The 24,591-nt window shown below is 66.6% G+C and carries 30 protein-coding genes and 2 pseudogenes; 19 read left to right on the top strand and 13 right to left on the bottom strand.

The genetic code is table 11. The features are described 5' to 3' along the window. Positions 1-69 precede the first annotated feature (69 nt). Positions 70-642, top strand: coding sequence for a TetR/AcrR family transcriptional regulator (locus tag OHB26_RS35390; RefSeq protein WP_330181603.1), 573 nt, complete (start codon positions 70-72; stop codon positions 640-642). A gap of 65 nt (positions 643-707) precedes the next feature. On the opposite strand, the gene OHB26_RS35385 is transcribed toward OHB26_RS35390, so the two are convergent. The 5 genes from OHB26_RS35385 to OHB26_RS35365 form a co-directional block, all read right to left on the bottom strand. Continuing rightward, on the bottom strand, positions 708-1,418 hold the full coding sequence (locus OHB26_RS35385) for a YoaK family protein (RefSeq protein WP_442942787.1): 711 nt from the start codon (positions 1,416-1,418) through the stop codon (positions 708-710). After that, on the bottom strand, positions 1,415-1,846 hold the full coding sequence (locus OHB26_RS35380; protein WP_330181602.1) for a hypothetical protein: 432 nt from the start codon (positions 1,844-1,846) through the stop codon (positions 1,415-1,417). The genes OHB26_RS35385 and OHB26_RS35380 overlap by 4 nt, the downstream gene beginning before the upstream one ends. Further along, entirely contained in the window at positions 1,846-2,430 is a 585-nt protein-coding gene (locus OHB26_RS35375) for a TetR/AcrR family transcriptional regulator (protein WP_330181601.1), read from the bottom strand. Before OHB26_RS35375 ends, OHB26_RS35380 begins: the two co-directional genes overlap by 1 nt. Positions 2,431-2,472: 42 nt before the next feature. Continuing rightward, positions 2,473-3,042, bottom strand: a complete 570-nt coding sequence (locus OHB26_RS35370; RefSeq protein ID WP_330181600.1) for an agmatine deiminase family protein — start codon at positions 3,040-3,042, stop codon at positions 2,473-2,475. 93 nt (positions 3,043-3,135) lie between these two features. Then, positions 3,136-3,516 (bottom strand): DUF4436 family protein, encoded by a 381-nt coding sequence (locus tag OHB26_RS35365; protein WP_330181599.1) that lies wholly within the window; start codon positions 3,514-3,516, stop codon positions 3,136-3,138. 254 nt (positions 3,517-3,770) lie between these two features. On the opposite strand from OHB26_RS35365, the gene OHB26_RS35360 reads away from it, so the two are divergent. From OHB26_RS35360 to OHB26_RS35345, 4 genes and pseudogenes are all read left to right on the top strand, one after another. Continuing rightward, entirely contained in the window at positions 3,771-4,886 is a 1,116-nt protein-coding gene (locus tag OHB26_RS35360; protein WP_330181598.1) for an agmatine deiminase family protein, read from the top strand. A 149-nt stretch (positions 4,887-5,035) separates the two neighbouring features. Next, positions 5,036-5,201 (top strand): annotated as a pseudogene (locus OHB26_RS35355) (serine/threonine protein kinase); the annotation flags it as partial. Beyond that, positions 5,183-5,401, top strand: a pseudogene (locus OHB26_RS35350) (serine hydrolase domain-containing protein); the annotation flags it as partial. The pseudogenes OHB26_RS35355 and OHB26_RS35350, both read left to right, overlap by 19 nt. Beyond that, entirely contained in the window at positions 5,398-5,901 is a 504-nt protein-coding gene (locus OHB26_RS35345; protein WP_330181597.1) for a serine hydrolase, read from the top strand. The pseudogene OHB26_RS35350 and the gene OHB26_RS35345, both read left to right, overlap by 4 nt. Before the next feature lie 198 nt (positions 5,902-6,099). Here the strand turns inward: OHB26_RS35345 and OHB26_RS35340 are convergent, their stop codons facing one another. Continuing rightward, positions 6,100-7,620 carry a catalase gene (locus OHB26_RS35340; RefSeq protein WP_330181596.1) on the bottom strand — a complete coding sequence of 507 codons (1,521 nt, stop codon included), beginning with the start codon at positions 7,618-7,620 and terminating at the stop codon, positions 6,100-6,102. A gap of 52 nt (positions 7,621-7,672) precedes the next feature. Next, the gene (locus OHB26_RS35335; RefSeq protein WP_330181595.1) at positions 7,673-8,230 is read right to left on the bottom strand and encodes a type 1 glutamine amidotransferase domain-containing protein; all 558 of its coding nucleotides are present in this window, start codon (positions 8,228-8,230) and stop codon (positions 7,673-7,675) included. Between the two features lie 325 nt (positions 8,231-8,555). Between OHB26_RS35335 and OHB26_RS35330 the strand changes: the two genes are divergently transcribed. The 5 genes from OHB26_RS35330 to OHB26_RS35310 are packed head-to-tail and all read left to right on the top strand — an operon-like array spanning position 8,556 to position 11,821. After that, the gene (locus OHB26_RS35330) at positions 8,556-8,702 is read left to right on the top strand and encodes a hypothetical protein (protein WP_330181594.1); all 147 of its coding nucleotides are present in this window, start codon (positions 8,556-8,558) and stop codon (positions 8,700-8,702) included. Positions 8,703-8,762: 60 nt separating this feature from the next. Continuing rightward, on the top strand, positions 8,763-9,491 hold the full coding sequence (locus tag OHB26_RS35325) for a glycosyltransferase (RefSeq protein ID WP_330181593.1): 729 nt from the start codon (positions 8,763-8,765) through the stop codon (positions 9,489-9,491). Positions 9,492-9,546: 55 nt separating this feature from the next. Beyond that, complete coding sequence (locus OHB26_RS35320) at positions 9,547-10,458, top strand: acyl-CoA dehydrogenase family protein (RefSeq protein WP_330185876.1); 912 nt, start codon at positions 9,547-9,549, stop codon at positions 10,456-10,458. Continuing rightward, positions 10,443-11,192 (top strand): PIG-L deacetylase family protein, encoded by a 750-nt coding sequence (locus tag OHB26_RS35315; RefSeq protein WP_330181592.1) that lies wholly within the window; start codon positions 10,443-10,445, stop codon positions 11,190-11,192. Before OHB26_RS35320 ends, OHB26_RS35315 begins: the two co-directional genes overlap by 16 nt. Beyond that, positions 11,189-11,821, top strand: coding sequence for an SAM-dependent methyltransferase (locus OHB26_RS35310; protein ID WP_330181591.1), 633 nt, complete (start codon positions 11,189-11,191; stop codon positions 11,819-11,821). Before OHB26_RS35315 ends, OHB26_RS35310 begins: the two co-directional genes overlap by 4 nt. Before the next feature lie 8 nt (positions 11,822-11,829). Here OHB26_RS35310 and OHB26_RS35305 read toward each other — a convergent pair whose 3' ends face one another. The 5 genes from OHB26_RS35305 to OHB26_RS35280 all read right to left on the bottom strand — a co-directional run bounded on the left by OHB26_RS35305 (position 11,830) and on the right by OHB26_RS35280 (position 15,389). Beyond that, complete coding sequence (locus tag OHB26_RS35305; RefSeq protein WP_330181590.1) at positions 11,830-12,807, bottom strand: zinc-binding dehydrogenase; 978 nt, start codon at positions 12,805-12,807, stop codon at positions 11,830-11,832. An 89-nt stretch (positions 12,808-12,896) separates the two neighbouring features. After that, positions 12,897-13,487 (bottom strand): TetR/AcrR family transcriptional regulator, encoded by a 591-nt coding sequence (locus OHB26_RS35300; protein ID WP_330181589.1) that lies wholly within the window; start codon positions 13,485-13,487, stop codon positions 12,897-12,899. A 249-nt stretch (positions 13,488-13,736) separates the two neighbouring features. Beyond that, the gene (locus tag OHB26_RS35290) at positions 13,737-14,441 is read right to left on the bottom strand and encodes a flavodoxin family protein (protein ID WP_330181588.1); all 705 of its coding nucleotides are present in this window, start codon (positions 14,439-14,441) and stop codon (positions 13,737-13,739) included. 68 nt (positions 14,442-14,509) lie between these two features. Further along, the gene (locus OHB26_RS35285) at positions 14,510-14,737 is read right to left on the bottom strand and encodes an anti-sigma factor family protein (RefSeq protein WP_330181587.1); all 228 of its coding nucleotides are present in this window, start codon (positions 14,735-14,737) and stop codon (positions 14,510-14,512) included. Further along, the gene (locus OHB26_RS35280; protein ID WP_330181586.1) at positions 14,727-15,389 is read right to left on the bottom strand and encodes an RNA polymerase sigma factor; all 663 of its coding nucleotides are present in this window, start codon (positions 15,387-15,389) and stop codon (positions 14,727-14,729) included. The genes OHB26_RS35285 and OHB26_RS35280 overlap by 11 nt, the downstream gene beginning before the upstream one ends. A 221-nt stretch (positions 15,390-15,610) precedes the next feature. On the opposite strand from OHB26_RS35280, the gene OHB26_RS35275 reads away from it, so the two are divergent. Both OHB26_RS35275 and OHB26_RS35270 read left to right on the top strand, forming a co-directional pair. Further along, the gene (locus OHB26_RS35275) at positions 15,611-16,987 is read left to right on the top strand and encodes an MBL fold metallo-hydrolase (RefSeq protein WP_330181585.1); all 1,377 of its coding nucleotides are present in this window, start codon (positions 15,611-15,613) and stop codon (positions 16,985-16,987) included. A 28-nt stretch (positions 16,988-17,015) separates the two neighbouring features. Next, positions 17,016-17,789 (top strand): sulfite exporter TauE/SafE family protein, encoded by a 774-nt coding sequence (locus OHB26_RS35270; RefSeq protein WP_330181584.1) that lies wholly within the window; start codon positions 17,016-17,018, stop codon positions 17,787-17,789. A 79-nt stretch (positions 17,790-17,868) separates the two neighbouring features. Here OHB26_RS35270 and OHB26_RS35265 read toward each other — a convergent pair whose 3' ends face one another. After that, positions 17,869-18,477, bottom strand: a complete 609-nt coding sequence (locus OHB26_RS35265; RefSeq protein ID WP_330181583.1) for a hypothetical protein — start codon at positions 18,475-18,477, stop codon at positions 17,869-17,871. Positions 18,478-18,778: 301 nt separating this feature from the next. Here OHB26_RS35265 and fabD point away from each other — a divergent pair, with 301 nt between their 5' ends. The 7 genes from fabD (at position 18,779) to OHB26_RS35230 (ending at position 24,586) form a co-directional block, all read left to right on the top strand. Continuing rightward, positions 18,779-19,765 carry an ACP S-malonyltransferase gene (gene fabD / locus OHB26_RS35260; protein ID WP_330181582.1) on the top strand — a complete coding sequence of 329 codons (987 nt, stop codon included), beginning with the start codon at positions 18,779-18,781 and terminating at the stop codon, positions 19,763-19,765. Positions 19,766-19,842: 77 nt separating this feature from the next. Beyond that, on the top strand, positions 19,843-20,280 hold the full coding sequence (locus OHB26_RS35255; protein WP_330181581.1) for an acyl carrier protein: 438 nt from the start codon (positions 19,843-19,845) through the stop codon (positions 20,278-20,280). Continuing rightward, on the top strand, positions 20,280-21,062 hold the full coding sequence (locus OHB26_RS35250) for a 3-oxoacyl-ACP reductase family protein (protein ID WP_330181580.1): 783 nt from the start codon (positions 20,280-20,282) through the stop codon (positions 21,060-21,062). Before OHB26_RS35255 ends, OHB26_RS35250 begins: the two co-directional genes overlap by 1 nt. Before the next feature lie 20 nt (positions 21,063-21,082). Next, entirely contained in the window at positions 21,083-21,532 is a 450-nt protein-coding gene (locus OHB26_RS35245) for a 3-hydroxyacyl-ACP dehydratase FabZ family protein (RefSeq protein ID WP_330181579.1), read from the top strand. Further along, positions 21,532-22,857 (top strand): beta-ketoacyl-[acyl-carrier-protein] synthase family protein, encoded by a 1,326-nt coding sequence (locus OHB26_RS35240; RefSeq protein WP_330181578.1) that lies wholly within the window; start codon positions 21,532-21,534, stop codon positions 22,855-22,857. The genes OHB26_RS35245 and OHB26_RS35240 overlap by 1 nt, the downstream gene beginning before the upstream one ends. Then, positions 22,854-23,312: a 3-hydroxyacyl-ACP dehydratase FabZ family protein gene (locus OHB26_RS35235; RefSeq protein WP_330181577.1), complete on the top strand. Its 459-nt coding sequence runs from the start codon at positions 22,854-22,856 to the stop codon at positions 23,310-23,312. The genes OHB26_RS35240 and OHB26_RS35235 overlap by 4 nt, the downstream gene beginning before the upstream one ends. Further along, on the top strand, positions 23,309-24,586 hold the full coding sequence (locus OHB26_RS35230; protein WP_330181576.1) for a beta-ketoacyl-[acyl-carrier-protein] synthase family protein: 1,278 nt from the start codon (positions 23,309-23,311) through the stop codon (positions 24,584-24,586). The genes OHB26_RS35235 and OHB26_RS35230 overlap by 4 nt, the downstream gene beginning before the upstream one ends. Positions 24,587-24,591 lie beyond the last annotated feature (5 nt).

Genomic DNA, 24,591 nt, shown 5'->3' with positions numbered 1-24,591 from the left:
TAAACCTTCAGTCAAGATCGTACGGTAACGTGTATGGTCGTCAAGCCCGCGAAGCCTGGAAAGAGAAGAATGTCTCGTCGTCGTACCGACATCCTGGAAGCCGCTGTCCGTGTCGTCGCCCAGCGCGGCATTCGAGGACTGCGCGTAGAAGAGCTCGCCAAGGAGGCCGGTGTCTCGACCGCGCTGATCTACTACCACTTCCGGGACCGAGCCGGTCTGGTGTCGAGCACGCTCGATTTCATCAGCAACCGCGCCGAGCAGTACACCGATGTAGCCTCGGATCCCGACGCCGATCCGCGCGGTCACCTCGAAGAGACGCTGCTGCGGGAATTGCAGGACACCCCGATCGTGGTCGAGAACAGTACGGCCTGGGGCGAGTTGCGCGCGTCCGCGGTCTTCCAACCCGAACTGCGTGACCAGTTGCGACTGGCCACCGCGCGCTGGACCGACCACACCAGCGAACTCATCCACAATGCGCAGCGGCACGGCAGCGTCTCGCCCGAGGTGATGCCCGACGATGCGGCCGAACGCCTCACCGCTTTGGTCGAAGGGTTGAGCATGCGCTGGCTCAGCGGCTCGCTGGAACTGTCGCAGGCCCGAAAACTGTTGCATGGCGCGCTCATCGCGGAACTCGGCGAGTAGTCCCCGCGCCGTTCGGAGCCATGCGTCGACGATGCCTATTGAAAGCTGTTGGGGGGCAGTCCGTTTCATTCGGCGAACAGCGGTCCGTGACGGTCCAGGTGCAGGTAGGTATAGCCGGTGGCCGCCATACAGACCACGGTCGCGGTGATGAGCATCGCCCAGCCCACGACCAGTAGACTCAACAGTCCGCCACACAGCGCGCCGATGGCGAACGCCGTGAACAGCAGGAAGTAGCCGAGCCAATCGGCGCAGCTGCCGCCGCTGAGGTGTCGCTCGATGCCCTGGCCCATCTTGACCAGCGTCCCGGTGACGTAGCTCAGCGGCACCGACACCTCACCGTTCTTGACGAACGAGGTGTTGAGTCCACCGACACCGAAGGCCACGAACAGAATCGGGACGAAATCGATCGTGGTCGTATCGGTTGCCGTGTAGCTGAGGGCGTCGATCACCGACGCGAGGGCGAGGCTGGCGGTGGTGAGGAGCGTCGGACCGTGCGGGTGGCCGGACCAGAAGCGCCTACGGCACCAGGATGCGGCCACCACGCCCGCCATGAACGACACGAGCAGCAGGGCGGCGGCGACGGCCATATCGGTCTGGTCGTCGAAATATCCGAGAATGGCTCGCTCGGTGTTGCCGGTCATGAAGGTGACGAAGTAGCCGGAGGTATGGGTGAACGCGGCCGCTCCGAGGAGCCCCGCCAGAGCGGCGAGTACCCAGGACAGTCGGTCCTCGCTGTCGAAAAGCGTTCGCACACTACGATTGCCGGTGCTCGTCACGGTTGACTCCTGGTCATATGGGCAGCAGTGGAAGGTGTTGTCGTGGCCGAGATTCCGGTGATCCCGCGAAGCCGGTGCAGCTCCAGCAATTGGTCGGCGAGCATCCGCCGCAACCGGGCCGAGACGGCACATTCGGCGGCGAACGCTTTAGTGACCGTGTCGTACGCGCGTTGCGCTTGCTCGCGGGAGTGGATCAGCTCTTCGATGACCTCGGCAGCGCCGTGCCGCGCTCTGACCCGTGCCCGAAAGCAGTCCAGGAGCGCCCGATGCTGGTACAGCACGTCGCGGCGCACGCCCGACTCGATACTGAGTTCGGTGGTGGTGAGCCTGCCCGATGCCGACCGCAATGGTGTACCGGCGAGCAGGCGGTAGCTGGCGGCGGTGATCGCCGCGGCGTCGGAGGCGCGATCGCGGGGTGCGCGCACCATCAGAAGTCCGCTCCGCGCGGACCGAGTTCGGTGGTGATCGCGCCGACGAGCAGCGCTCTGGCTCGATCGGCGCTGACAGATCCACTGAGCCACCGCTCGATCAACCCCTCCACCTGTGCGGTGAGTCGCTCGGCCGCCTCCTCCGAATCAGGAGTCCGGGTCGCGAGGCCGGTGTGACGCACCGAGTCGACGAGACCGGCGACATCGCGTGTCCAGGCTCGAGTATTGGCGCGCAGCGGCCCGCGCAAGTCACCGGAGAAGACCGCGCTCGCGCGCAGTTCGCCCCACACGATGTTGTGATCGCGTGCCTCGGGAGTGTCCTGGATTTCGAGCAGCAGGAGCTGTTCGAGCTGATCGCGAGGATTCGGGTAGTCCCAGGCGCTGCCGGTGTGATGCTCGGCCCAGCTGTTGATGTATTCGAAGGCGCGTTGCAGTACGCCGGCTCGATTCCTGAAATGGTGATAGATCAGCGCTGTCGAGACCTCCGCTTCGGCCGCGAGCCTCGACATCCGAAGGCCGCGCACACCGGTCTGCGCGATCACTCTGACCGCTGCTTGCAGGATTCGAGTCTGACGGTCGAGCACGGCACCTCATTCCGCTGCTGGATACGGGACGAACGCATTTCGCTAATCCGCCGGTTCGTGCCGGGCCGTGCAATTGATCCCGGCACCGCCCGAGACGATCGCGTCGATATCGATCTGCACCACTTCTCGGCACGGGAATAGGCGCGCGAGTGCGGATTTCGCGAAGGCGTCGGCCTCTGGGTCGCCGAACTCCGGAGCGACGACCGCGCCGTTACAGAGATAGAAGTTCGTGTAGGTCGCTGCGGAACAGGAGGATTCGAGGGTCGGCCGGGTCCGTGCCGGCCCCTCGAATACCTCGACCCGCAGCGGGCGTCCGGAGGCGTCGTCGGCTGCCCGCAAGATTTCGAGATGACGCTCGGCGATGCCGTATCCCAACGACCGTCGGTCCGAGGGTCGTTGGGATACGACGATGCCGGGGCCGAGCATGGCCCGCGCCTGCTCGATGTCGTCGCGCCGCACCAACATCGACACCGGTTCGAATCGAGCGATGGCCCGCGCGATCCTGGCCAGATCGCGGCGCACCGGCGGCAGCATGTGCCCGCCCCGAATCTCGGCACTGGCGCTGAACGCCATCCAGGTCCACAGGTGCGGATCTCCTTCCGCCGAAGTCACCCAGCGACGCGAATCCGCGTGATGACGGATAACGCCGTCCTCGAACGACAAAGGCAACGTCGGGCGCTCCTCTCATCGGCAATTTCTGTGCGGTCAGGCGACCGTCCGGCAATCGCACTCTAGAAGTTGACTGAAATTTTGGTCAAGATTTGCGAGAGTTGAGTGACCGATGCCACCCGGACCGAAGGCCAAGTCCTGCCGGATGTCCGGTGAGGTCAACAGCGTGAGATCTTCGGAGGGGGAGAGTCCGCCGTCTCGGCTCAGCGAGCCACGGGGTGTGACGCGCACCCGCAGCGTGAGCTCGCGCCCGGCGGCGTCCACGCGTTGTATGGCAATGTCGATGTCGACTCGGTCGGCTTGGTCGGGGATACCCGCGACATGTGGGGTCTCCAGATCGAATCGCTCACCGACCTGCACCCAGATGCCCAGACCGATGGCGGCCAGCGCGGCCACCATCGCGATAGGCAGGATCAAATTTCTTCGCGGTTCGGCTGGACGCTGTGTTGTCAATTGAACCTCACAAATTCCTCATACTGAGTCGAATATGGTGTCCGCGCGCCAGTCTGCTCGACCCCCGCGCGGGTCTGTCGTACCTGGCGTCACTACGGGTTTTGCCGATGCCATGGGGTAGCTGAACGGGATCTGGGCTGCTATCGTCCAGTCTGACCAAAATTTTAGTCAAGATCTGAGAGATCGGAGCAACGATGGGCGAGTTTTCGCGCAGGACAATGTTTCGGACCAGCGCCCTGGCGGTAGCCGGCGGTGCGGCCCTGCTGGCCTGTACGCCGGAGGACGCCGGTGGGCTACTCGGCTCTGGATCGGCGGCCCCGGTCACCTCCGGTGGGCCGTGGCGGATGCCGGTCGAGTCGGCTCCGCACGCGCGCACATTCATGTCCTGGCCGCCGCTGGGCTCGGTGTGGACGGGTCAGGACGGCCCAGGGGTGCAGGACGATATCGCCGGGATCGCCCGTGCCATCGCCCAATTCGAGCCGGTGACCATCCTCGCCGAACCCGCGGAGGCAGATGCCGCTCAGCAAGCATGCGGCTCCGGTGTGGAGGTCGTCCCGATCGCCACCGATGACCTGTGGATGCGCGACAGCGGCCCGACCTTCGTGATCGGACCCAACGGCCTGGCCGGCATCGACATGCACTTCAACGGCTGGGGCAACAAACAGAAGCACGGGCGCGACGCACTGGTCGCGAGCGCATTGCTGACCCGTTTGAACGTGCCGCGCATCGATGCCCCGATCGTCGGTGAGGGTGGTTCGATCGAAATCGACGGCGAGGGCACGCTGATGGCGACGGAGAGTTCGCTGGTCAACTCGAATCGTAATCCGGGCAAATCCCGCGACGACATCGAACGCGCGCTCAAGGAGCTCACCGGCGTCTCAAAGGTGATCTGGGTCAAAGGCGTTGCGGGCCAGGATATTACCGACTATCACATCGATTCCCTCGCGCGTTTCGCCGAGCCGGGCGTTGTGATCATCAGCCAAGCGCCCGACGGCGACGACGTCTGGAGCGGCGCCTACAAGCAGGCCCTCGGAGTACTGCAGAACGAGACCGATGCCAAGGGTCGCAAGCTCGAGATCGTCAATCTGCCCGAGCCGGACCCGAGCAATATCGGCAAGCGCGGCGACGCCTTCCTCGCTTCGTATGTGAACTTCTACGTCGTCAACGGCGGTGTCATCATGCCGAAGTTCGGCGACAGCGCCGCCGACGATCACGCCAAGGGGATCGTCGCGGATCTACATCCCGGCCGCACCGTTGTACAGATCGAGATCAACACGGTCGCCGAGGGCGGCGGCGGCATCCACTGCTCGACCCAGCAGCAACCCGCTGTGTGAGCTTTCGACAATCACCAATCCCCGGGCGGCTGAATCGATGACCGGGGCCCGTCGGCAGCGTCCGGCACCAGGGCGAAACTCCGAGCAGACACGTGGACGACATCACATCCGGGCACTACCGCCTGCGGGAAGTCATCGGAACGGGCGGTATGGGACAGGTCTACCGGGCCTACGACACTCATACCGACCGAATCGTGGCGGTCAAGGTGCTACACGAGCATATTGCCGCGGACCCCGAATTCCGCGAGCGGTTCCGCCGTGAAGCCCACGCCGCCGCGGGTCTCCGCGAACCCCACGTGGTGCCGACCCATCATGTCGAGGAGGGATCGTGGCGTTGGTGGAAGGGTCTGTCGAGCGGGGGGCAACTCGAACTCGATGCCGCGGTGGGGGAGTACTGGCCGGAGTTCGCCGCCGCGGGAAAGGCCGACATCACCGTGGCTGAGCTGCTGTCCCATCGAGCGGGCCTGTCCAGTTTTCGATCCCGCGGCAGGGATCGGCCGTATTGGCCAGGATGGGCATCGATGTCGCCGCGCGGCTGGTCGAGGCGACCCTGGGATCGGTGGCCACCAGGGACGCGGGGATCGACCTGCTCAACACCCGTGCCGGACACGCGGCCGAAGTCCCCGCCGGAAATGCCATCGCCAACGCCCGCTCGTTGGCACGGATGTACGCCGCGACAATCGGTGCGGTCGACGGTGCCCGACTGGTATCTGCCGAAACCGTAAGCAGGGCAACGCAACCGCGAACCGACGGACTCTCCCATCCGAGCCCCCTGCACGTGCTCCCGGTCACCCATCGCTTCGCTCACGGCTACGAACTGTCTCGCCCCGTCAGCCCGATGCTCGGTGAAGGCTCCTTCGGGCACCTGGGCACCGGCGGAAGACTCGCCTTCGCCCATCCCGAATCCGGCCTGGCGGTCGCATACAGCTGCACCGACATGACCGGAACCGACACTGTCGGCCCCGACCGGCGCTGGCTGCCGTGGCTCGCCGCACTGCACGAGACACTTGGCTGATGCCGCTCGGCTGAAGCGGGGCACGGTGGTTCGCTGGCCATGGGCAGCGGGATGTCAACCACGCGGGTTGATACGTGTGAGATAGCCTCGCTACCCGCGAATCGCCTTGACCGCCCGCGTAATTCCCGATGCCGGTGGTCCCGCTCGTGCGCTGAGCGGGACCACCGGTTTGTTCGTGTGATCGGGCTGTTCGAACCGTCAGGCTTTGTCCTGGGCTGAGGTCCGGGCCGGATTGGCCTGCTTCGCGGCTTTGGGATCGCGCTCGTTGTGTTTGGCCTGTACGCCCGCTTCGATCCGATCGCCCAGATCCTTGTCGACATTGCGCCAGTACTCGAACGCGCGGGCAAGCACCGGTGCCGTCACGCCGTTGAGCAGATGGCCGACGATATTGTCGACCAGCCGCCCCCGGGCGGCGTCGTCGAGGACCTCGCGGACCATGGTGCCCGCCTGGCCCCAGTCGTCATCGTCCTTGCGCAGGGTGTACGCCAGTCGCACCATTTCGCCATCGGTATGCCACCCCACGGGCGCACCCGAGACCGCGGGATCGGCATGCGGCCCGCCCTTCGAATTGGGCACGTACACCGGATCACCCGGATTGTGGTGGCGCATCGCGCCGTCCTTGGAGTAGGACCGCACCTGCGCGGCGTGCGGCGAATTCACCGGCAGCTCTTTGTAATTCGCGCCGATGCGGTGGCGATGCGCGTCCGGATAGGAGAACCAGCGCCCGAGCAGCATCTTGTCCGGGCTCGGGCCGGTGCCGGGAACCGCGTTGCTGGGCTCGAACGCGGCCTGTTCGATTTCGGTGTGATAGTCGGAAGGATTGCGGTTCAACGTCATTCGGCCGACCTCGACGAGCGGATAGTCGCCGTGCGGCCACACCTTGGTGAGATCGAAAGGATTGAACCGGTAGGTCTTCGCGTCCTCGAACGGCATGATCTGCATGTGCAGCGTCCAACTGGGGAAGTCGCGGCCGTCGATCGCCTCCCACAGATCCCGGGTGTGATAGTCGGTATCCATGGACGCCATCTGGTCGCCCTCGTCCTGGGTGAAGAACTCGATGCCCTGATCGGTCTTGAAGTGATACTTGACCCAGAACCGCTCCCCGGCGGCATTGACCCACAGATACGTATGACTGGAGTAGCCGTTCATATGCCGCCAGGAACGCGGGATGCCGCGATCACCCATCAACCAGGTCACCTGATGCGCCGATTCGGGTGACAGCGTCCAGAAGTCCCACTGCATATCGTGATCGCGAAGGTTGTTGTCCGCGCGGCGTTTCTGCGAACGGATGAAGTCCTGGAACTTCATCGGATCGCGCACGAAGAACACTGGGGTGTTGTTGCCCACCATGTCGAAGTTGCCCTGCTCGGTATAGAACTTGAGCGCGAATCCGCGCGGGTCCCGCCAGGTGTCCGGGCTGCCGCGCTCACCGGCGACGGTGGAGAAGCGGGCCAGGACCTCGGTTTTGCTGCCCGGTTGGAAGACCGCGGCCTTGGTGTAGGCGCTGACGTCGTGGGTGACCTCGAAGGTGCCGAACGCACCGCCGCCCTTGGCGTGGGGCTGCCGTTCGGGTACCCGCTCGCGGTTGAAGGCGGCCATCTTCTCGATGAGATAGGCGTCATGGAGCAGGATCGGGCCGTCCGGGCCGATGGTCAGCGAATGTTCGTCGCTGGGTACGGGAATGCCGGCGTCGTCGGTGGTGTAATTCGGGTCGGGCATTTCACTCCTCCTCTGCGTAACCTGTTGCGGCTCTACGGATTCGGGCGGCCCCTCACGCGGCGATGGTCTCCTCGATCGCTTCGATGAAGTCCTGGAGGTCGCGGGGGGTGCGGGAGGTGATCAGTGTCCAGCCGTTCTCGGATGAGCGCACCACGGGCCGATCAATCCAGGTGCCCTCGGCATTGATCACGTCGGTGCGCAACGAGGGATATGAGGTCAGGGTCTTTCCGGGCAGCAGGTCGGCTTCCACGAGCAGCCATGGACCGTGGCAGATTGCCGCGATCGTCCTGCTCGCGGTGGCGAACTGCCGAGCCAATTCCACCGCCCGGTCGGAGAGTCGAAGCTTGTCGGCGTTCACGGTGCCGCCGGGTATCACGAGGACGTCGAATTCGTCTGCCTCGACATCATCGAGTGTCTTATCCGGATGCACGGCGACGTCCTTGTCGACGTCGTGTACGAAAGTCTGCACGTCCTCGCTGTTCAGCGCCGCATGCGTGACCTTCGCGCCGTGATCCTTCAGTCGATCGAGCGGTATCAGCAACTCGTCTCGTTCGACACCGGTGTTCGAGGTGACGAACAGTACACGCGCCGCACTGAGTGGACCTGTCACTAGGGCTCCTTCCGCTGTCTGAATGCTCTATCCGGCACTTACCCGGAGAGCCGCCGCCAAAACGGCCGTCGGCGGTACCGGTGCGGAAGTCCTCACGCCCCGGCCGAGTCGCTCTTTGATCGTGATTCCAGGTTTGTCCGATTCTCCCAGGGTAATCGCTTGGAGGTGAGCCCCCTGGGCAGCGTCAACGGCGACGCACTCTCGAGGAGGAGAGGATGCCCCGACAGCAGGATCCAAGGATCAGCACCTCGTTGTCGGTGTCGGCCAAGTCCGGTGATCATGTTCGGCGGCATGGAGTTTCGCCAGCGCTCGGAAAGGACTGAATATGACCGAGAAATCCGATAGTGAGCAGCCCGAAGCCCGTGCCCCCCGGCGGGACGAGGATGAGAAGCCCGCAGTGCGGGACGATCCGGAAGCCACCACCGAAGACCAAGCCGCGAACATGGACTACGAAGGCGACACCCCGAACTAGCGGGCGCCACGAATCCGGTGTCGTCGGTTTGCCATCGGTGGCTCCGGGTAGGCGGCAAACATGATCAATTCGGAGGAGGCCGCCACCGGTCCACTCAGGATCGACGACGTCGTCATCGTGGTGCCGGTGCGTGACGAGCAGCAATTGTTGCAGACCTGCCTGGATGCGCTACTTCGCTGCGCGGAGCGGACGCCTGTTCCGGTGCGGATCCAGCTGGTGCTCGACGCGTGTACCGACCGCTCTGCCCGGGTAGCCGAAGCGGCCGGGGTCGATGTGATCGCGGTTGACGCGCATAACGTCGGGGTCGCGCGTGCGGCCGGATTCGTCGCTGCGGGCACCGGATGCGGTGCGCAAACCTGGTTCTGCACCACCGATGCTGATTCTCGTGTCGATCACTATTGGCTGGATCGGCAGATTCGATACGCGCAAGCCGGGGCGGAGGTTGTCGCGGGTGTTGTCACTGTGGCTGATTGGGATGAGTACACGCCGCAGGTGCGTGCTCGCTACGAGCGCGGGTACCGGGCCGGGCGTGTGGTCGGTCATGTCCATGGCGCGAGTCTCGGGTTCCGGGCCGATATCTATTGGCGTACAGGCGGATTCGTGCCGCTGAGCTCAGGTGAGGACGTGGAGTTCGTGCGCCGGGCCGCTGACCGGGGCGCGCGGGTGGTCTGGGCCGAGGATGTCGTGGTGTCGACGTCCGGGCGTCGATTCGGGCGTGCCCCCGGTGGTTTCGCGGCACATCTGCGGCGACTGGAGTCCTCGCGTTCGCCGGAGGCCGAAAGTGCGTGAGCGGTCCTTGGAATTGCGCGATCGGCTACGCGCACTGTCGAGTTCGGGCCGCTTGATGCTCCCGTTCCCAGGAGGGGGCAGGACGCTGGAGCGGTTCCGTGCACTGGCGGCGTCGAGTGCCGAGGACACCGTGCTGGGCCGCATGATCGAGGCGCACGCCGATGCGGCCGCGATCCTGCACGAGCTCGACGGTCCGGCACCCGCGTCCGGGCAGATCTGGGGGGTGTGGGCGGCCGAGCCGCCTGACCCGGTGCTGCGCGCTCGCGCTACCGCCTCGGGCTGGGTGCTCGACGGGCGGAAGTTGTGGTGTTCGGGTGCGAGCATATGCAGCCACGCGCTGGTCACGGCCCGCGACGGCGAGCAACGTCGGCTCTTCGCGGTGTCGTTGTCTCAGCCCGGCGTGCGGGCGGTGCCGGGGAGCTGGCATGCGGTGGGGATGCGCGAATCAGATTCCGGTGCCGTGGATTTCGACGTCGCCCGGGCTGTTCCGGTGGGCGAGAACGGCGACTATCTGGACCGCGCCGGGTTCTGGCACGGCGCGGTCGGGGTGGCGGCGTGCTGGTACGGCAGCGCCTGTCGGGTGGTCCGTCCGTTGCACGAGCGTGCCGCGCGAGGGCGAGCTGATGAGCATGCGCTCGCGCATCTGGGCGCGGTGGCGGCTGCCCTGAGCGCCGCGCGGCTGGGTTTGTCGGCCGCGGCGGGGGAGATCGATGCCGATCCGGATGGCGACCGCAGCCGCTCCCGTATTCGCGCTCGCACCGTTCGTGCCCTGGTCGAGGACGCGGTAACGGCGACGGTGGATCGGGTCGGGCGGGCGTTGGGCGCCGGGCCATTGTGTATGGACGCCGAGCATGCCCGGCGGGTCGCTGATCTCACGGTGTATGTGCGTCAGAGTCACGCGGAGGCGGATCTGGCCGATCTCGGCCGCGATATCGCCGGACAGGAGTTCATATGGCCGGACCTGTGATCGACGTACGGGCCACGGGTGCTCCCGAGGAGCAGTGGGAATCATGGCGGCAGCGGTGTGCGCCCCTGCGGCTCGCGCCTGTGCCGCGACTGGTCGTCGTAGCCGCGCACCCCGACGACGAGGTGCTCGGCGCCGGTGGGCTCATCGCGATGGTTCGAGCGGCGGGCATCGCGGTCACCCTCGTCACCGTCACCGATGGCGAAGCGTCCCACCCGAAGTCGCCCACCCACAGTCCGTCTCGGTTGGCCGAGCTTCGTATCGGCGAATCATGCCGTGCCGCAAGTGAACTGGGAGCGGAAGCGCCCATCCGTCTGGGTATGCCCGATGGTGATATAGCATCGCACGAAGATTGGCTGGAGGACGAATTAGGTGCTCTGCTCAGCGGTTTCCCCGAACCTGGCACGGTGTGCGCGGCGACCTGGCGTCACGACGGCCATCCCGACCATGAGGCCGTCGGTCGTGCCGCGGCCGCAGCCTGCGCGGCCACGGATACCGAACTGCTGGAATACCCGGTGTGGATGTGGCAGTGGGCCGCGCCGGGACATTCTCGGATACTGCGGTGTGCTCCGGAGGTGCTGGCGTTGCCTCCCACCGCGCACGCCGCGAAATGTCGTGCCCTGGCGCATTTCCGCAGTCAGGTTCTGCCCCTTTCCGATGACCCCGCCGACGCGCCGATCCTGCCCGCGCACGTCCTGCGCCGCTTCACCGGTCCGGCGGAAACCTACTTCCGATGAGCCGAGTTCGCCTGCCCGCCACCTACTTCGAAGAGCTGTACGCCCGGAGCGCTGATCCCTGGCAGTTCACCACCCGTTGGTATGAAAAGCGTAAACGAGCGCTCACCCTGGCCGCGCTACCGCGGCCGCACTACCGTTCCGCTTTCGAACCCGGTTGCGGCATAGGTGTTCTCACTCAGGAACTGGCGTCGCGCTGTGATCGGATCGTGGCCACCGACATCGTGGACGAGGCGCTGCGCGGTGCCGCCGCCAGGCTTGCCGGGGTACCGGAGCCACCGTCCGCGACCGTGGAGCTGCGGCGCTGGGCGCTCGGAGACGACTGGCCCGCAGAACAATTCGATCTCATCGTGCTCAGCGAAGTGTGCTACTACCTCGATGCCCCCGGCCTGCGCACCGCAGTCGACGAACTCCTCGGCCACCTCGACTCCGGCGGCACTGTGGTGTGCGTGCACTGGCGTCACCCGGTATCCGAGTATCTCCTGACCGGAGACGAGGTCCATGCCATCGTCGGGGGCCATCCCGGCCTGGCGATACAGGCCCAATACAGCGACGACGACTTCCTGCTGGAAGTGTTCACACCGGCACAGCCGGAGTGCCGTTCCGTCGCCCGGGCAGAAGGTTTGGTCTGAATCGATGCCTACCCGACCGCCACGGTCATCTTGCCTCCGGCTGTGCCGGATTCCATGATCTCGTGCGCGCGGACGATCTCCTCGAAAGCGAAGGTACGCACCGGTTTTGCGTGATAGGTACCCGCCGTCGCCTTGGCGACGAGGGCGGCGATCGGTACGGCCGAGAGCGGATACTCGGGTGTCCCGAAGTTGAAGCTGCCGAAGAAGGACAGCTGAACTCCGCTGGGCAGGTCCGCGATCGGAGCGAAATCGGTGACGGGGTTCAGTCCGCCGAGAAAGCCGGCTTGGCAGACGCGGCCTCTTGTGCGAACCGTGGCGACCGAATCGCGCAGGACCGAGTTGCCGACCAGATCCAGCAGCGAGTCGACCGTGATCGCGCGCTCGCGGATCTGGGTGGCGAGCTGACCGTCGTCGAGGAGAACCTCTGTGGCACCGATGTTTTCGAGAAAGGCTGTGTTCTCAGCGGACCGTGTGGTGGCGATGACCTTGGCTCCGAGATCCGCGGCGACATTGACCGCGGCCTGTCCGAGAGCGGAGGTGGCGCCGCGAACCAGCACCGTATGCCCGCTCTCGATCGCGAGATTGTCGTGCAGAGCCGTCCACGCGGTCGCGTAGACCTCCGGGATGGCGGCGAGGTCGGTCCATTCGAGCGTGGTGTCGACCGGCACCACATTGCCCGCCGGAACGGTGACCAGCTCGGCATAGGAACCGTTGCGAGTGCGTCCCATACCGCCCATGATCGCGACGACCGGTGTTCCGGCCGCCAGTCGGCCGGAGGGATCCTCGGCCACCACTCCGGCCGCTTCGATCCCGGTCACCTGCGCGACCTCACCCCACTGTCCGGAGCGCATGTACGTTTCCGCGTGGTTCAGCCCGAAAGCCTTGACCGCCAACAGGATTTCACCCGCACCGGCCACCGGATCGGGTAGCTCACGAACCGTGAGCACCTCGGGTGCGCCGTAGTGGGAGATGGTGATCGCCTTCATATCCGTCCTCATTCTTGAGTGTTCATTCAACTATTTGTGCCGCAGAAGGGCCGCCGAAACAGGCGGCCCCGCAATTGGTTTCGTTGCCTCTAGAGTGGTGACAACCCCGCGAAAGCGGTGTCGACGATCGCCCGCAAGAGCGTTTCGTCCGGATTGGCCTTGCCGACCACCATGAGTCCCTGTGAGGTGGCCACCAACCCTTTCGCGGTGCTGACGGGATCGACGCCCTCGCGAATCTCGCTGCGCCGCAGCGCATTCACGAGCGCCCCCCGCATCCGATCCTCCAGCCGGGTCAGATGCCCCCGCACCACCGCGGCGGCCGCGTCGTCGGTAGCGGCGTTCTCGATCGCCGTATTCACCAGCAGGCACCCCTGTCGTCCCTCGGGCGAGAGTAGATCGGCCACCAGTCCGTCGAAGTATCCGCGAACCTGCGCCACCGAGGCATTGGGGTCATCGAGCTCGCCGAGCTTGCGTGGCACAACGAGATCCGAGTATCTGCGCAGCGAAGCCAGGAACAACGCGTGCTTCCCTCCGGGAAACGCGCTGTACAGACTCCCCGGCTTCACCCCGGTCGCCTTGACCAGCTCCTCCACCGAGGTGGCCCGATACCCGCGCTCCCAGAACCGATGCATCGCGGCGTCCACCACGTCATCGGGTTCGAATCCTCGGTATCGAGCCATGCCCGCAAACATACTTGAATGACCCTTCAAGAATCAAGAGCGGGGACCGCGGGCGGTTGGTTGGGATTTCGGTGATCTGTCCACGGTTACCGTGCATATCAAGCGCGTGCGAGCGAAACGCGGAGCACACCAGCGAATTACGACGCCGTGGGGTCGCGGATCGGCTGGAGGCCGATGTGGCCTCGTCGTCGAGTGAGCTGTCGGATGGCCAGCCGTGCGCGGCCACCCACGGCCTCTGATGAACTGCGCTCAACGGTATTCCGGATTCTCGTAGTCGAATCGGCAGCCGGCGTTCCACTCCGACCGCTGATTGCCATATGCCGGAATACCGTTGTTGTCCTTGAGCATTCGTGCCAGGTGCAGCAGATTCCAGGTCATGAAGGTGGTGTTGCGGTTGGTGAAGTCGTTCTCTGGGCCGCCGGAGCCGGGATCGAGGTAGGACGGTCCGGGCCCGGCCTCGCCGATCCAACCGGCGTCGGCCTGCGGCGGGATGGTGTAGCCGAGGTGCTGGAGGCTGTAGAGGACGTTCATTGCGCAGTGTTTGACGCCGTCCTCGTTACCGGTGATCAGGCAGCCCGCGACGCGACCGTAGTAGGCGTACTGTCCGGCGTCGTTCAGGATCGAGGAGTTCGCGTACAGCCGCTCGATGACCTTCTTCATCTCGGAGCTGTTGTCGCCCAACCAGATCGGCCCGGACAGCACCAGAATATCGGCCGCCATCACCTGCTCCTGCAGTGCGGGCCAGGCATCGGTGGCCCAGCCGTGCTCGGTCATATCCGGGTAGACACCGGTCGCGATGTCGTGGTCGATGGACCGGATATGGGTGACCTGGACGCCCTGTTTCTCCATGATGTGCGCGCTGGCATCGATCAGACCCTGGGTGTTGCTGGTGGCGGGGGAGCGCTTGAGCGTGCAGTTGATGAATACCGCGCGCAGATCGTCGTAGCTCGTCATAGCGACACAGTGTCGGCGCCACGCCTATCGTTACAGGCGAAGCGCACCGATTGCCGCGGATTTTCGCGCTACCGCTGCCAACTCCGGAACGCGGACAACAGTTTGTCGCGCGCCGGAGCCGACAGGCTCTCCGGCGGCAACTCGCCCACGGTCTGAATGGTCCGCCGGAATTGATCCAGATACGCATCGCAGCCGTCGCACAGCGACAGGTGGTCGACGAAGCGCTGTTCGGTCGCCGCATCCAGGGCACCGTCCAGGAAAAGCGTTACCAGCTCGACGAATTCGTCACAGTCCACGGTGGATACCCCTCTCGGCGTCGAAGTAGTGTTCGAGTTTGACGCGCACCGCCGCGCGTGAGCGATGCAGGATCACCCGCTGGTTGCCGTGGGAGATATCGAGCAGTTCGCAGACCTCATCGGAGCTGTAGCCCTCCAAATCGCGCAGCGTGATGACGATGCGATTGCGATCGGGCAGTTCCGCGAGGGCCGCGGCGACAACGCGCCCGATCTCCGCTCGCTCGGCCGCGCTCTCCGGATCTGACCAGCGTTGCGGCTTCCGATCCGCCAGCCAGTGCCCAGGGTACGGATCACCGGCGGGCCGGAAACGGCTGGGGTCGACGGTGGGCCCCTCATCGTCGAAGGTGAGGCTGCCGAACGGCAGTGTCCGGCTCTCCTTCATGCCGCGCTTCTTCGCGGTGTTCACCAGAATCCGAAAGACCCACGTCTTCAACGCCGCTCGCCCTTCGAACCCCTCGATACCGCGGATCACCGCCAGCCAGGTCTCCTGCACGACCTCCTCGGCGGAGGCATCGGTGGAGACGAACGATCTGGCCAGTCGCAGCATCGAAGCCGACCAGGCGTCCAGCACCTGCTCGAACGCCGATTCGTCACCCTTGCGGAGTCTGCCGGCCAGCACGTCGTCCGGAGGCAACGCGCCGTCGTCACTCACACTCACTCCTCGGTCGGCACGCTCGAACTCCCGGGCACTCTATCGCCGTGCCTCCGAAGCCGCCTGCTGTCCGAGTGATCCCGGGAACGCGATCGATCGTTGACATCAGCTGGGCGTCCGGTCGTGTGATATACCCCCCAGGGTATTTGCATACCCCCGGGGGTATGTGTCACGCTGGATGCATTGCGGGTGAACGGACCTGCCATCCGAAGGACGAAGCGATGATCCTCGAGCAGTACTACATCGAATGCCTCTCCCACGCCTCCTACCTGATCGGCGACCCTCGCAGTGGTCGTGCGGTGGTGGTGGACCCGCGACGTGACGTCACCGAGTACCTCGACGACGCCCGGCGTCTCGGGCTGACCATCGAAGGCGTCGTCAATACCCACTTCCACGCCGACTTCGTCTCGGGCCACCTCGAACTGGTCGAGGCGACTGGCGCTTGGATCGGCTTCGGTGCCGACGCCGAAACCGATTACCCGATCCGAAGGCTCGCGCACGGTGAACGGGTGAGCCTGGGCGATGTCGATATAGAGGTGCTGTCGACACCGGGGCACACCTGGGAGTCGATCAGCTTGCTGGTTCGCGAGCGCGCTGATTCCGAACCGGTGGCGGTGCTCACCGGCGACTCGCTGTTCATCGGCGATGTCGGCCGCCCCGATCTGGTGAACCTCGGCTCCGGCAGCAGCCTCGACCTGGCGCGCGCGATGTATCACTCGATCCACGAGGTGCTGCTCACCCTGCCGGACGCGGTGGCGGTGCTGCCCGCGCACGGTGCCGGTTCGTCATGCGGCAAGAACCTGTCCACCGAGCTGCGCTCCACCATCGGCGCACAACGCCGGGACAACCCGTCGGTGCAGCCGATGAGTGAGGACGAGTTCGTCGCGCTGATCACCACCGACCAGCCGGCGGCGCCGAACTACTTCTATGTCGATGCGGCACTGAACAAGTCGCTGCATCCGGTGCTGGATCCGAACCGGCAGATCCCCGCGCTCACCACCGAACAGCTGCGCACCGAGCTCGCCTCGGCGACCCGGGTGATCGACGCCCGCGCACCCGAGGATTTCGCCGTCGCGCATCTGCGGGGATCGGTCAATGTCGGATTCGAGGGACGGTTCGCCGAGACCGGCGGCATCGTGGCCGACATCGGTGAGCGCCTGGCCGTGGTCGCCTACCCCGGCGATGAACAGGCTGCGGCCCTGCGGCTTTCCCGCATCGGCTCGGACGCGGTGATCGGATACTTCACCGTCGATGCCACCGGCTTCCCCGCGGAGCTGTCGGATCTGGTGCGGGTGGCTCCGCGCACCGATGCCGCCGAGCTCGACCGGCTCGTCGCCGCCGGTGCGGTTACCCTGATCGATATTCGCAATCCCGCCGAACGTGAATTCGGTGTCATTCCGGCCGCGATCTCGATACCTTTGGCGCAGTTGCGGTCCCGTCTCGGTGAACTGTCTGTCGATCGCCCGATCGTCGTGCATTGCGCGGGCGGATGGCGCTCCAGCGTCGCGGCGTCGATGCTGCGGGCCGCGGGTTTCGATCGCGTCAGCGATCTGCGCGGCGGCTATCACGAGTGGGCGGAACGGCGAGCCCTGGCGTGAGCGCGCGTTCTCGGCGGGGGAGGAGACCATGACCATTCTGCTGGCGCTCGCGCTGGGCTCCGCGATCGGGATCCTGCTCGGCCTGCTCGGCGGCGGTGGGTCGATCCTGGCGGTTCCGGGCCTGGTCTACGGGCTGCGGATGCCGCTCGCGCACGCGGTGCCGATGTCGTTGCTGGTCGTCGGTATCGCCGCGTTGTTCGGCAGCATCGGCCGGATTCGGAGCCATCAGGTGCAATGGCGGGTGGCGGCGGTGTTCGCGGCCACCGGATTGCCGGCCGCCTTCGCCGGTAGCGCGGTCAACCGGCTGCTGCCACCGGCGCTCACCCTCGGCGGATTCGCGGTGCTGATGGTGGTGTCCGGGCTGCGGATGCTCTCCGAATCCGAGCGCGCGGGCGCCGCGTGCCGCACCGAGGCAGGAGCGGTCGACTGGCGGCGATGCGTATCGCGCGCGGTGCCGATCGGCCTGGGGGTCGGCTTCCTGACCGGCTTGTTCGGAGTCGGCGGCGGATTCTTGATCATTCCGGCGCTGGTGCTGATGCTCGGCCTGGACATGGTCACCGCGATCGGCACCTCGCTGGTCATCGTGGTCGCCAACTCGGCCTCCGGGCTGCTCGCCTACCTCGGCGATCTCAGCCTCGACTGGCGGCTGGCCACCGCGTTCACCGCTGCCGCGATCATCGGATCGCTGGCCGCGGGTCGCTTCGGCGCGACGGTCGACACCCATCGGCTGCGGACGTGGTTCGCCTACCTCGTCTTCGCGGTAGCAGCCTTCGTCCTGGCCAAAGTCCTGTTCCTGCACTGAATCCGAATAACACCGAATATTGAAGAAGGAGAATTCCCATGTGTCAGCGAGTCACCTGCCACCGCTGCGGCAAACCCACCTACCAGGGCTGCGGCGGACACATCGAACAAGTCCTGGGCGATGTCCCCGTCGCAGAACGCTGTTCCTGCGCCGAAACGCCGCAGCCCACCCGCCGGCGACTGTTCGACCGGCGTTGACCGTATCGATCTCGATTGCGCCGATCAGGCGAAAGCCGGTGTCGGCGCATTCGTTTCGAGTTCAGCGTCCTGCTCCGGTGGGTCGCCCGGGTCTTCTCGGTCGCGTCGGCGGCCCACTGCAGCAGTCCCAGTAGGCCGGTCAGGGCGGTGGCGATACCGATCTTCCATCCGGGCGGTCGCCAGGACACCACAAGATCGGCGTAGTGGGTGCCCGGCGGGACGTATGGGGGTACAAAGATGAAGTCGCCCGGTTCGGCTTCCGCGACGAACTCGAGGTGGTCGCCCCAGCGCATTCGGGCTCGGCCCCGGACTATGTAGATGACGCTTTCCAGGGCGCCGTGGTGGTGGGCGCCGGTTTTGGCATCGGGATCGATGGTGACCGTGCCCGCCCAGATCTGTTGTGCGCCTACCCGGGCGGCGTCGATCGCCGCCGCACGGTTCATACCCGGGGTTCGGGCCGTGTTCGAATCCAGTTGATCCGACTTGATCACACGTACTCCGTTATCGCGCCAGTCACCGTCCCCGGACGAATTCGGCTGTGGCTCATCCGCTGTCACGTACGCACCCCGCTGGTCGGCTGGCCTCGAATTCTATCGTCGGCCACGGCGCCGACGCCGGTCGCGCGCAACTGAAAGGTCGCTGTGCGGGGGCGGGGTGTGGGTGGGGCGATACTGCACGTTTGGTTTTCCTCGAGGACCGCTCGAGTCGCGGTTTACATACTCGGTGCGCGGACAGTGAGGTTCGTGATCTGTATCGAAGTGGCCACGGCCACCTCAGGATTCGGGATACATCATGAACGCCAGTGTGATCGCGGCGGCCCGCCAGATGGGGCCTGCCACCCTCGAAGGACAGCGACGGGTGCTGGCCATGTTTCCGGGGCAGGGCTCACAGCGTGAAGGTATGGCCGCGCATTTGATCCGGGAGTTTCCGGAGACGGCGGGGGCGGTGTTCGAGCGCGCCGACGACGAGTTGGGACTGCCGTTGCGGGCGCTGTGCGTCGAGGGTGACGCGGAACGGTTGCGGGCCACCGAGATCGCGCAACCGGCGATCCTGGTGACGTCGCTGGCGACCTTCGAGGTGCTCCGGGCCGAGGGCTTCGCACCCGATCTGGTGACCGGGCACAGCCTGGGAGAGTTCACCGCGCTGGCCGCCGCCGGGGTGCTGGATCTCGCCGACGCGCTGGCCCTGGTGCGGCGACGCGGTGAGTTGATGGCCGAGGTCGCGGCGGCGGTGCCCGGGACCATGACCGCGGTCTCCGGGGTACCCGCATCCCGAATCGAGGAGATCTGCGCCGAGGTCGACGGGGTGGTCGAACTCGCCAATTACAACGCACCTGATCAGTCGGTCATCTCCGGCACGGCGGACGCGGTGGCCGCGGCCACCGACCGGCTGCGGGCCGAGGGCGCGGGCAAAATGGTCTCGCTGCGAGTCGGGGCCCCGTTCCACTGCTCGCTGATGTCCACGCTCGAGGACCGGTTCGCTGACGCGCTGTCCCGTGCCGAGTTCCGTGACCCGGCCATCGATGTCATCAGTTCGGTTACCGCACAGCCGATTTCGAATGGTGACCAAGCCCGCGACCTGCTGCGCCGGCAGCTGACCGCCCCGGTCCGCTGGATCGAGGTGATCGCCGCCGCCACCGCGCTGGGCTGCACCGACTACATCGAGACGGGTCCCGGTCGCGTGCTGTCGGGACTCGCCAACCGCATGGTGGACGGCGCGACCGTCCGCAGCACCCAGGACGCGCGCCGCATCGCCGCGGTCGTCGCCGAATACGCCTGACTCCCAACACAATCGGACCTCTGCGGCACTTTCGTGTCACAGGGGCCCGAACCAACCCCTCACGAAGGAAGATAACCATGCCCGAAACCGATACCGACTTCGCACCCGCCGTCATCGACGCGATCGCCGATGCCCTCGGCATCGACCAGTCCGAGGTGACACTCGACGCCACCCTGATCGATGAGCTGGGCGCGGAGTCCATCGATCTGCTCGACATCCTGTTCCGCATCCACCGCGATACCGGCGTGAAGATCGCGGTCGCCGATGTGCAGGAGCTGTTGCAGGGCGGCATCCCCGACGACGTATTCGGTGACGAGAACGAAATCGTCTCCGAGGTCGGCCTCGCACATCTGGAAAAGGTGCTGCCGCAGTTCGATCGCGCGAAACTCAACGGTCCGCTCCGCGGTGAGCAGGTGCTCGGCCTGGTCACTGTCCGCAATCTGGTGGATCTGGTCGCCGAGCGCGCGGCCGCCGGTCCGGCCGAGGCCGAGATCGCCGCCGAAGAGGTCGCGTAATGACCGCCGAACCCTTCGCGGACCGGGTCGCACTGGTCACCGGCGCGTCCCGGGGGATCGGCCGGGCGGTCGCGCTGACCCTGGCGGCTCGCGGCGCGGCGGTCGCGGTCAACTATCGGTCGCATAAGGACGAAGCCCTCGAGGTGGTCGCGCAGATCGAGGCGGCCGGTGGTCGTGCGGTCGCCATCGGCGCGGACGTCTCCGATGTGGCGGCCGCCCGCGATCTGGTGGACCAGACGCGAGAACAGCTGGGCGGCTTGCACATTCTGGTCAACAACGCGGGCATCACCCGCGACGGGCTGCTGCACGATATGGATCCCGCGCTGTGGTGGGAGGTCATCCAGGTGAATCTGGGTGGCGCCTTCAACTGCACCCATGCCGCCGCCGGTCATCTCATGCAGCAGGGTGAGGGCGCGATCGTGAACGTCTCCTCGATCATGGGGGAGAAGGGCCTGACCGGGCAGTCGAACTACTCCACCTCCAAGGGTGCGCTGAACGCCTTCACCCTGGCCTGCGCGGTGGAGATGGCCCGATTCGGGGTCCGGGTCAATGCCGTGCTCGGCGGCGTGATCCCCACCGACCTGATCGGCGATCTGCTGCAACGCGATAACGGTCGCGGCCGCACCCATGTGCCGATGCGCCGCTACGGCGATGTGCAGCAGGTAGCGGAGGCGGTGGCCTTCCTGGCGAGTCCGGCCGCCGACTACGTCACCGGGGAGCTGCTGCGCGTGGACGGCGGCCTGGCGGTGCAGCTGAGCAACGGCCGCCTCGTCTCGCGCTGAACCGAAAGGACGTGACCGCTATGCGATTTCATCTCATCGACCGCATCGAGTCCTGGGAACCGTTGCAGCACATCACGGCTCGAAAAATGACCTCGGTCTACGAGGACATCTGGCAGCCCGGAGCGGCGGGCCCGGTGCTGCCGTTCGGACTGGCGCTGGAGGCGCTGTGTCAGGCAGGCGCCTGGCTGGTGCTGCTCAGCTCGGCGCATACCCGGCGGGCCGCGCTGCTCACCGTGGACGAGGTGACCGTCTACCGCGACGCGGTGCCCGGCGATGTGCTGCGGATGACCGCGCAGGTGGTCCACGCGACGCCGGAGGCGGCGGTGGTGGACGGCTGGATCGAGGTGGACGGCGAGCGAATCATGTACGCCCGCAACATAATGTGCGCGCTCATCGAGGCGGATCTGCTCGACGATCCGGTCGATACCGAGCGGATGGCGCGCCAGCTGCTCGGCGAGGAGCTGGTCTGATGAGCGGATTCCGGGATACCGGCTCGCTGACCGATGCCGCCGGACGCCGGCGGGTGGCGGTGACGGGCGTCGGGGCCGTCACCCCGCTCGGCGTCGACGCGCCGACGACCTGGGCCGGACTGATGGCCGGGCGCAATGCGATCGGGAAACTGACCACCTTCGACTGCACTACCTTTCCGGTCCGGATCGGCGGGCTGGTCCCCGATTCGTTCGATCCGGCCACCGCGATACCGGCGGCCGCCGATCGCCGCTGGGTGTCCCGGCCCGGACTGTTCGGGCTGGCGGCCGTCGGGGAGGCGCTGCGGTCCGCGGATCTGGATCCGCTCACCGAGTGTCCGTATCCGCCGTCGGCGCGCGGGGTCGCCATGGGCGGCAGCGTGGGCCGCCCGGATCTGAACATGGTGCTGAAGGTCTCCGAAATACGTTCCGCCACAGGCAGAGCCGACGCCTTCGTGCGTCCCGCACCGTCGGCGACGCTGACCGGGAACCAGAACGTGGCGCTCAACGCCATGGTCCGGCTGGTCGGTGCGACCGGGCCGATGGTGGGCATTCACACCGCCTGCGCCGGATCCGGGCACGCGCTCGGCGAGGCCCTGCGGCTCATTCAGGAGGGCGATGCCGACATGATGGTGGCGGGCGGCTACGACTCGCTCACCACCTGGGCCGATATCCTCGGATTCGGGCTGCTGGGCGCGATGACCGACCGCTACAACGATAATCCCGGCGCGGCGTCGCGACCCTTCGACGCCGACCGCAGCGGGTTCGTCATCGGTGAGGGCGCGGTGGCCTTCGTACTGGAGGATCTCGGTTCCGCGCTCGAACGTGGCGCGCCGATCCTGGGCGAGCTGCTCGGATACGGCTCCACCATGAACGCTTGGCGCATTACCGACTCGCCCCCGGACGGTGCGGGCGCGATCGAGGCGATGGAGTCGGCGCTGGCCGAATCCGGTTTGGGCACAGGAGATATCGACTACATCGCCGCGCACGGCACCAGTACGCCGGGCAATGACGTCTCCGAGACCCGGGCGATCAAGAAGGTCTTCGGCGATGACGCCTACCGGCTGGTGGTCTCCTCCCCGAAGTCCATGGCCGGGCATCTGACCGCCGCGGCCGCCGCGCTCAATCTGCTGGCGGCGCTCGGTGCGATCCGGGATTCGGTGGTGCCGCCCACCATCAACCTCGACACCCCGGACCGCGCACTGGATCTCGACTACATACCCCATCGCGCGCGCCGAATGCAGGTGCGCGCGGCCATGATCAACGCGCTCGCATTCGGCGGTTCCAACACCTGCCTGGTGGTGGGCGCACCCCAGGAGCAGCCATGACCGCATCCTCCACCGTGCCCGCCGACCTCCGGGTGCCGCACGCCGCCCTCCCGGCGGGGATCGGCGCCCCGGGATTGGATCGAATCCTGCAGGTGAGCACCGGAATTCGAGCCGAGGGCCTGTTGAATGTGACCGGCACCCTGCCGTTCTTCGACACCCATTTCCCGCGCCGCCCCATTCTGCCCGGCGTGCTGCTGACCGAGAGCATGATCGCGCTGGCCGTCCTCGCCGCCGGTGATCCGCTGCTGCGCCTGCACGTCGCCGGTGGAATGCGGTTCCGCCGCTTCGTCACTCCCGGCGATCAGGTGCACATCACCGTCGAAACGCTCGGGCCCGCAGCGGATCCCGAGGAGAGTCACTGGCGCGCCACCGCCCGGGTGGGCACGACCACCGTCGCCGCCATTCGCAGGCTGCGCCTGGTGCGCGGACCGCTCGCCGCCGAGGTGACCCCGTGACCCCGCGCCGCGTGGCGGTCACCGGAATCGGACTGGTCACGGCGCTGGGCGAGGGCGCGCGCGTTACCTGGTCGGCGCTCGTGGCCGGTCGCACCGGGATCGGCCCGTTGCGCGCCTACGATCCGTCACCATTGCGGACGCGGCAGGGCGCGGAGATCCCGGACTTCGATCCGAGCGAATTCATGTCGCTGCGGTCCATGCGCACCTCCACCCGCGGTGACCAATACGGCGTCGCGGCAGCCACTCTCGCGCTGCGGGACGCGGGACTCGAGCCGCGCGACCTCGGCCACCGCACCGGTCTGTATCTCGGCGGGAACAAGGACATCTGCCAGCGGGACGACTCCATCGCCGATATGGAGGCCATCCGCGGCGCGGACGGTGCGCCGGATATGCGACTGCTCGGGGAACTGGCCCGCTCGATCGTGCCACCGCTGGCCTATGTCGAGGGGTTGCAGAACGGCGGGACCTACCACATCTCATCCCTGTTCGGCCTGCGCGGACCCAATGCCTTCTACGCGGGCGCGGCCGATTCCGGGGCCACCGCGATCGGACGGGCCATGCGCGCCATCCGCCGTGGTGAGGCCGATATCGCGGTCGCGGGCGGATACGACGACGCGACCAACTGGTGGGCCATGGCCAAACTGGACGGACTCGGTGTGCTGTCACCGCGAAATGATCTGGACGCCGGGGCCTTCCGGCCATTCGACCGGGACCATAGCGGATCCGTCATCGGTGACGGCGCGGCGATCCTGGTGCTGGAGGAGTACGACCGGGCGCGGCGGCGCGGTGCGCACTGCTACGCCGAGCTCGCGGGCTACGGCATGGGCAATGACTGTGTCCGCGCGCCCGCCTCCGATCCGGCTGGACGGGGGCTGGCCCGCGCCATCACCGCCGCGCTCGCCGACGCCGACGCGGGCACCCCCGCCGACTGCGTGCTCTCGCACGGTTGCGCGACCACGCTCGGCGATACCAGTGAGGTGCGGGCGCTGCGCACCGCACTCGGCTCCGACGCCGACCGCGCCGCGGTGACCAGCGTCAAACCGCAGACCGGACATCTGGTCGGCGGGGCCGGGGCGCTCAATGCCGCGCTGGCGGCGCTCGCCCTGGACTCCGGGGTGGTGCCAGCCACGGCCAATCACGAAACACCCGCTCCCGGATGCGATCTCGACATCGTCTCGGGTGCGGCGCGCAGGTCCCGGCCACGGGTCGCGCTGGCCCTGGCCCGTGGCCTGGAGGGCCAGGCCGTGGCGCTCACCCTCACCGCAACGAACTGATCGAC

The sequence above is a fragment of the Nocardia sp. NBC_01503 genome (assembly GCF_036327755.1).
Lineage (GTDB): Bacteria > Actinomycetota > Actinomycetes > Mycobacteriales > Mycobacteriaceae > Nocardia.
Note: the sequence above shows the minus strand (reverse complement) of the source record. Positions and strands in the feature narration are given on the sequence as shown.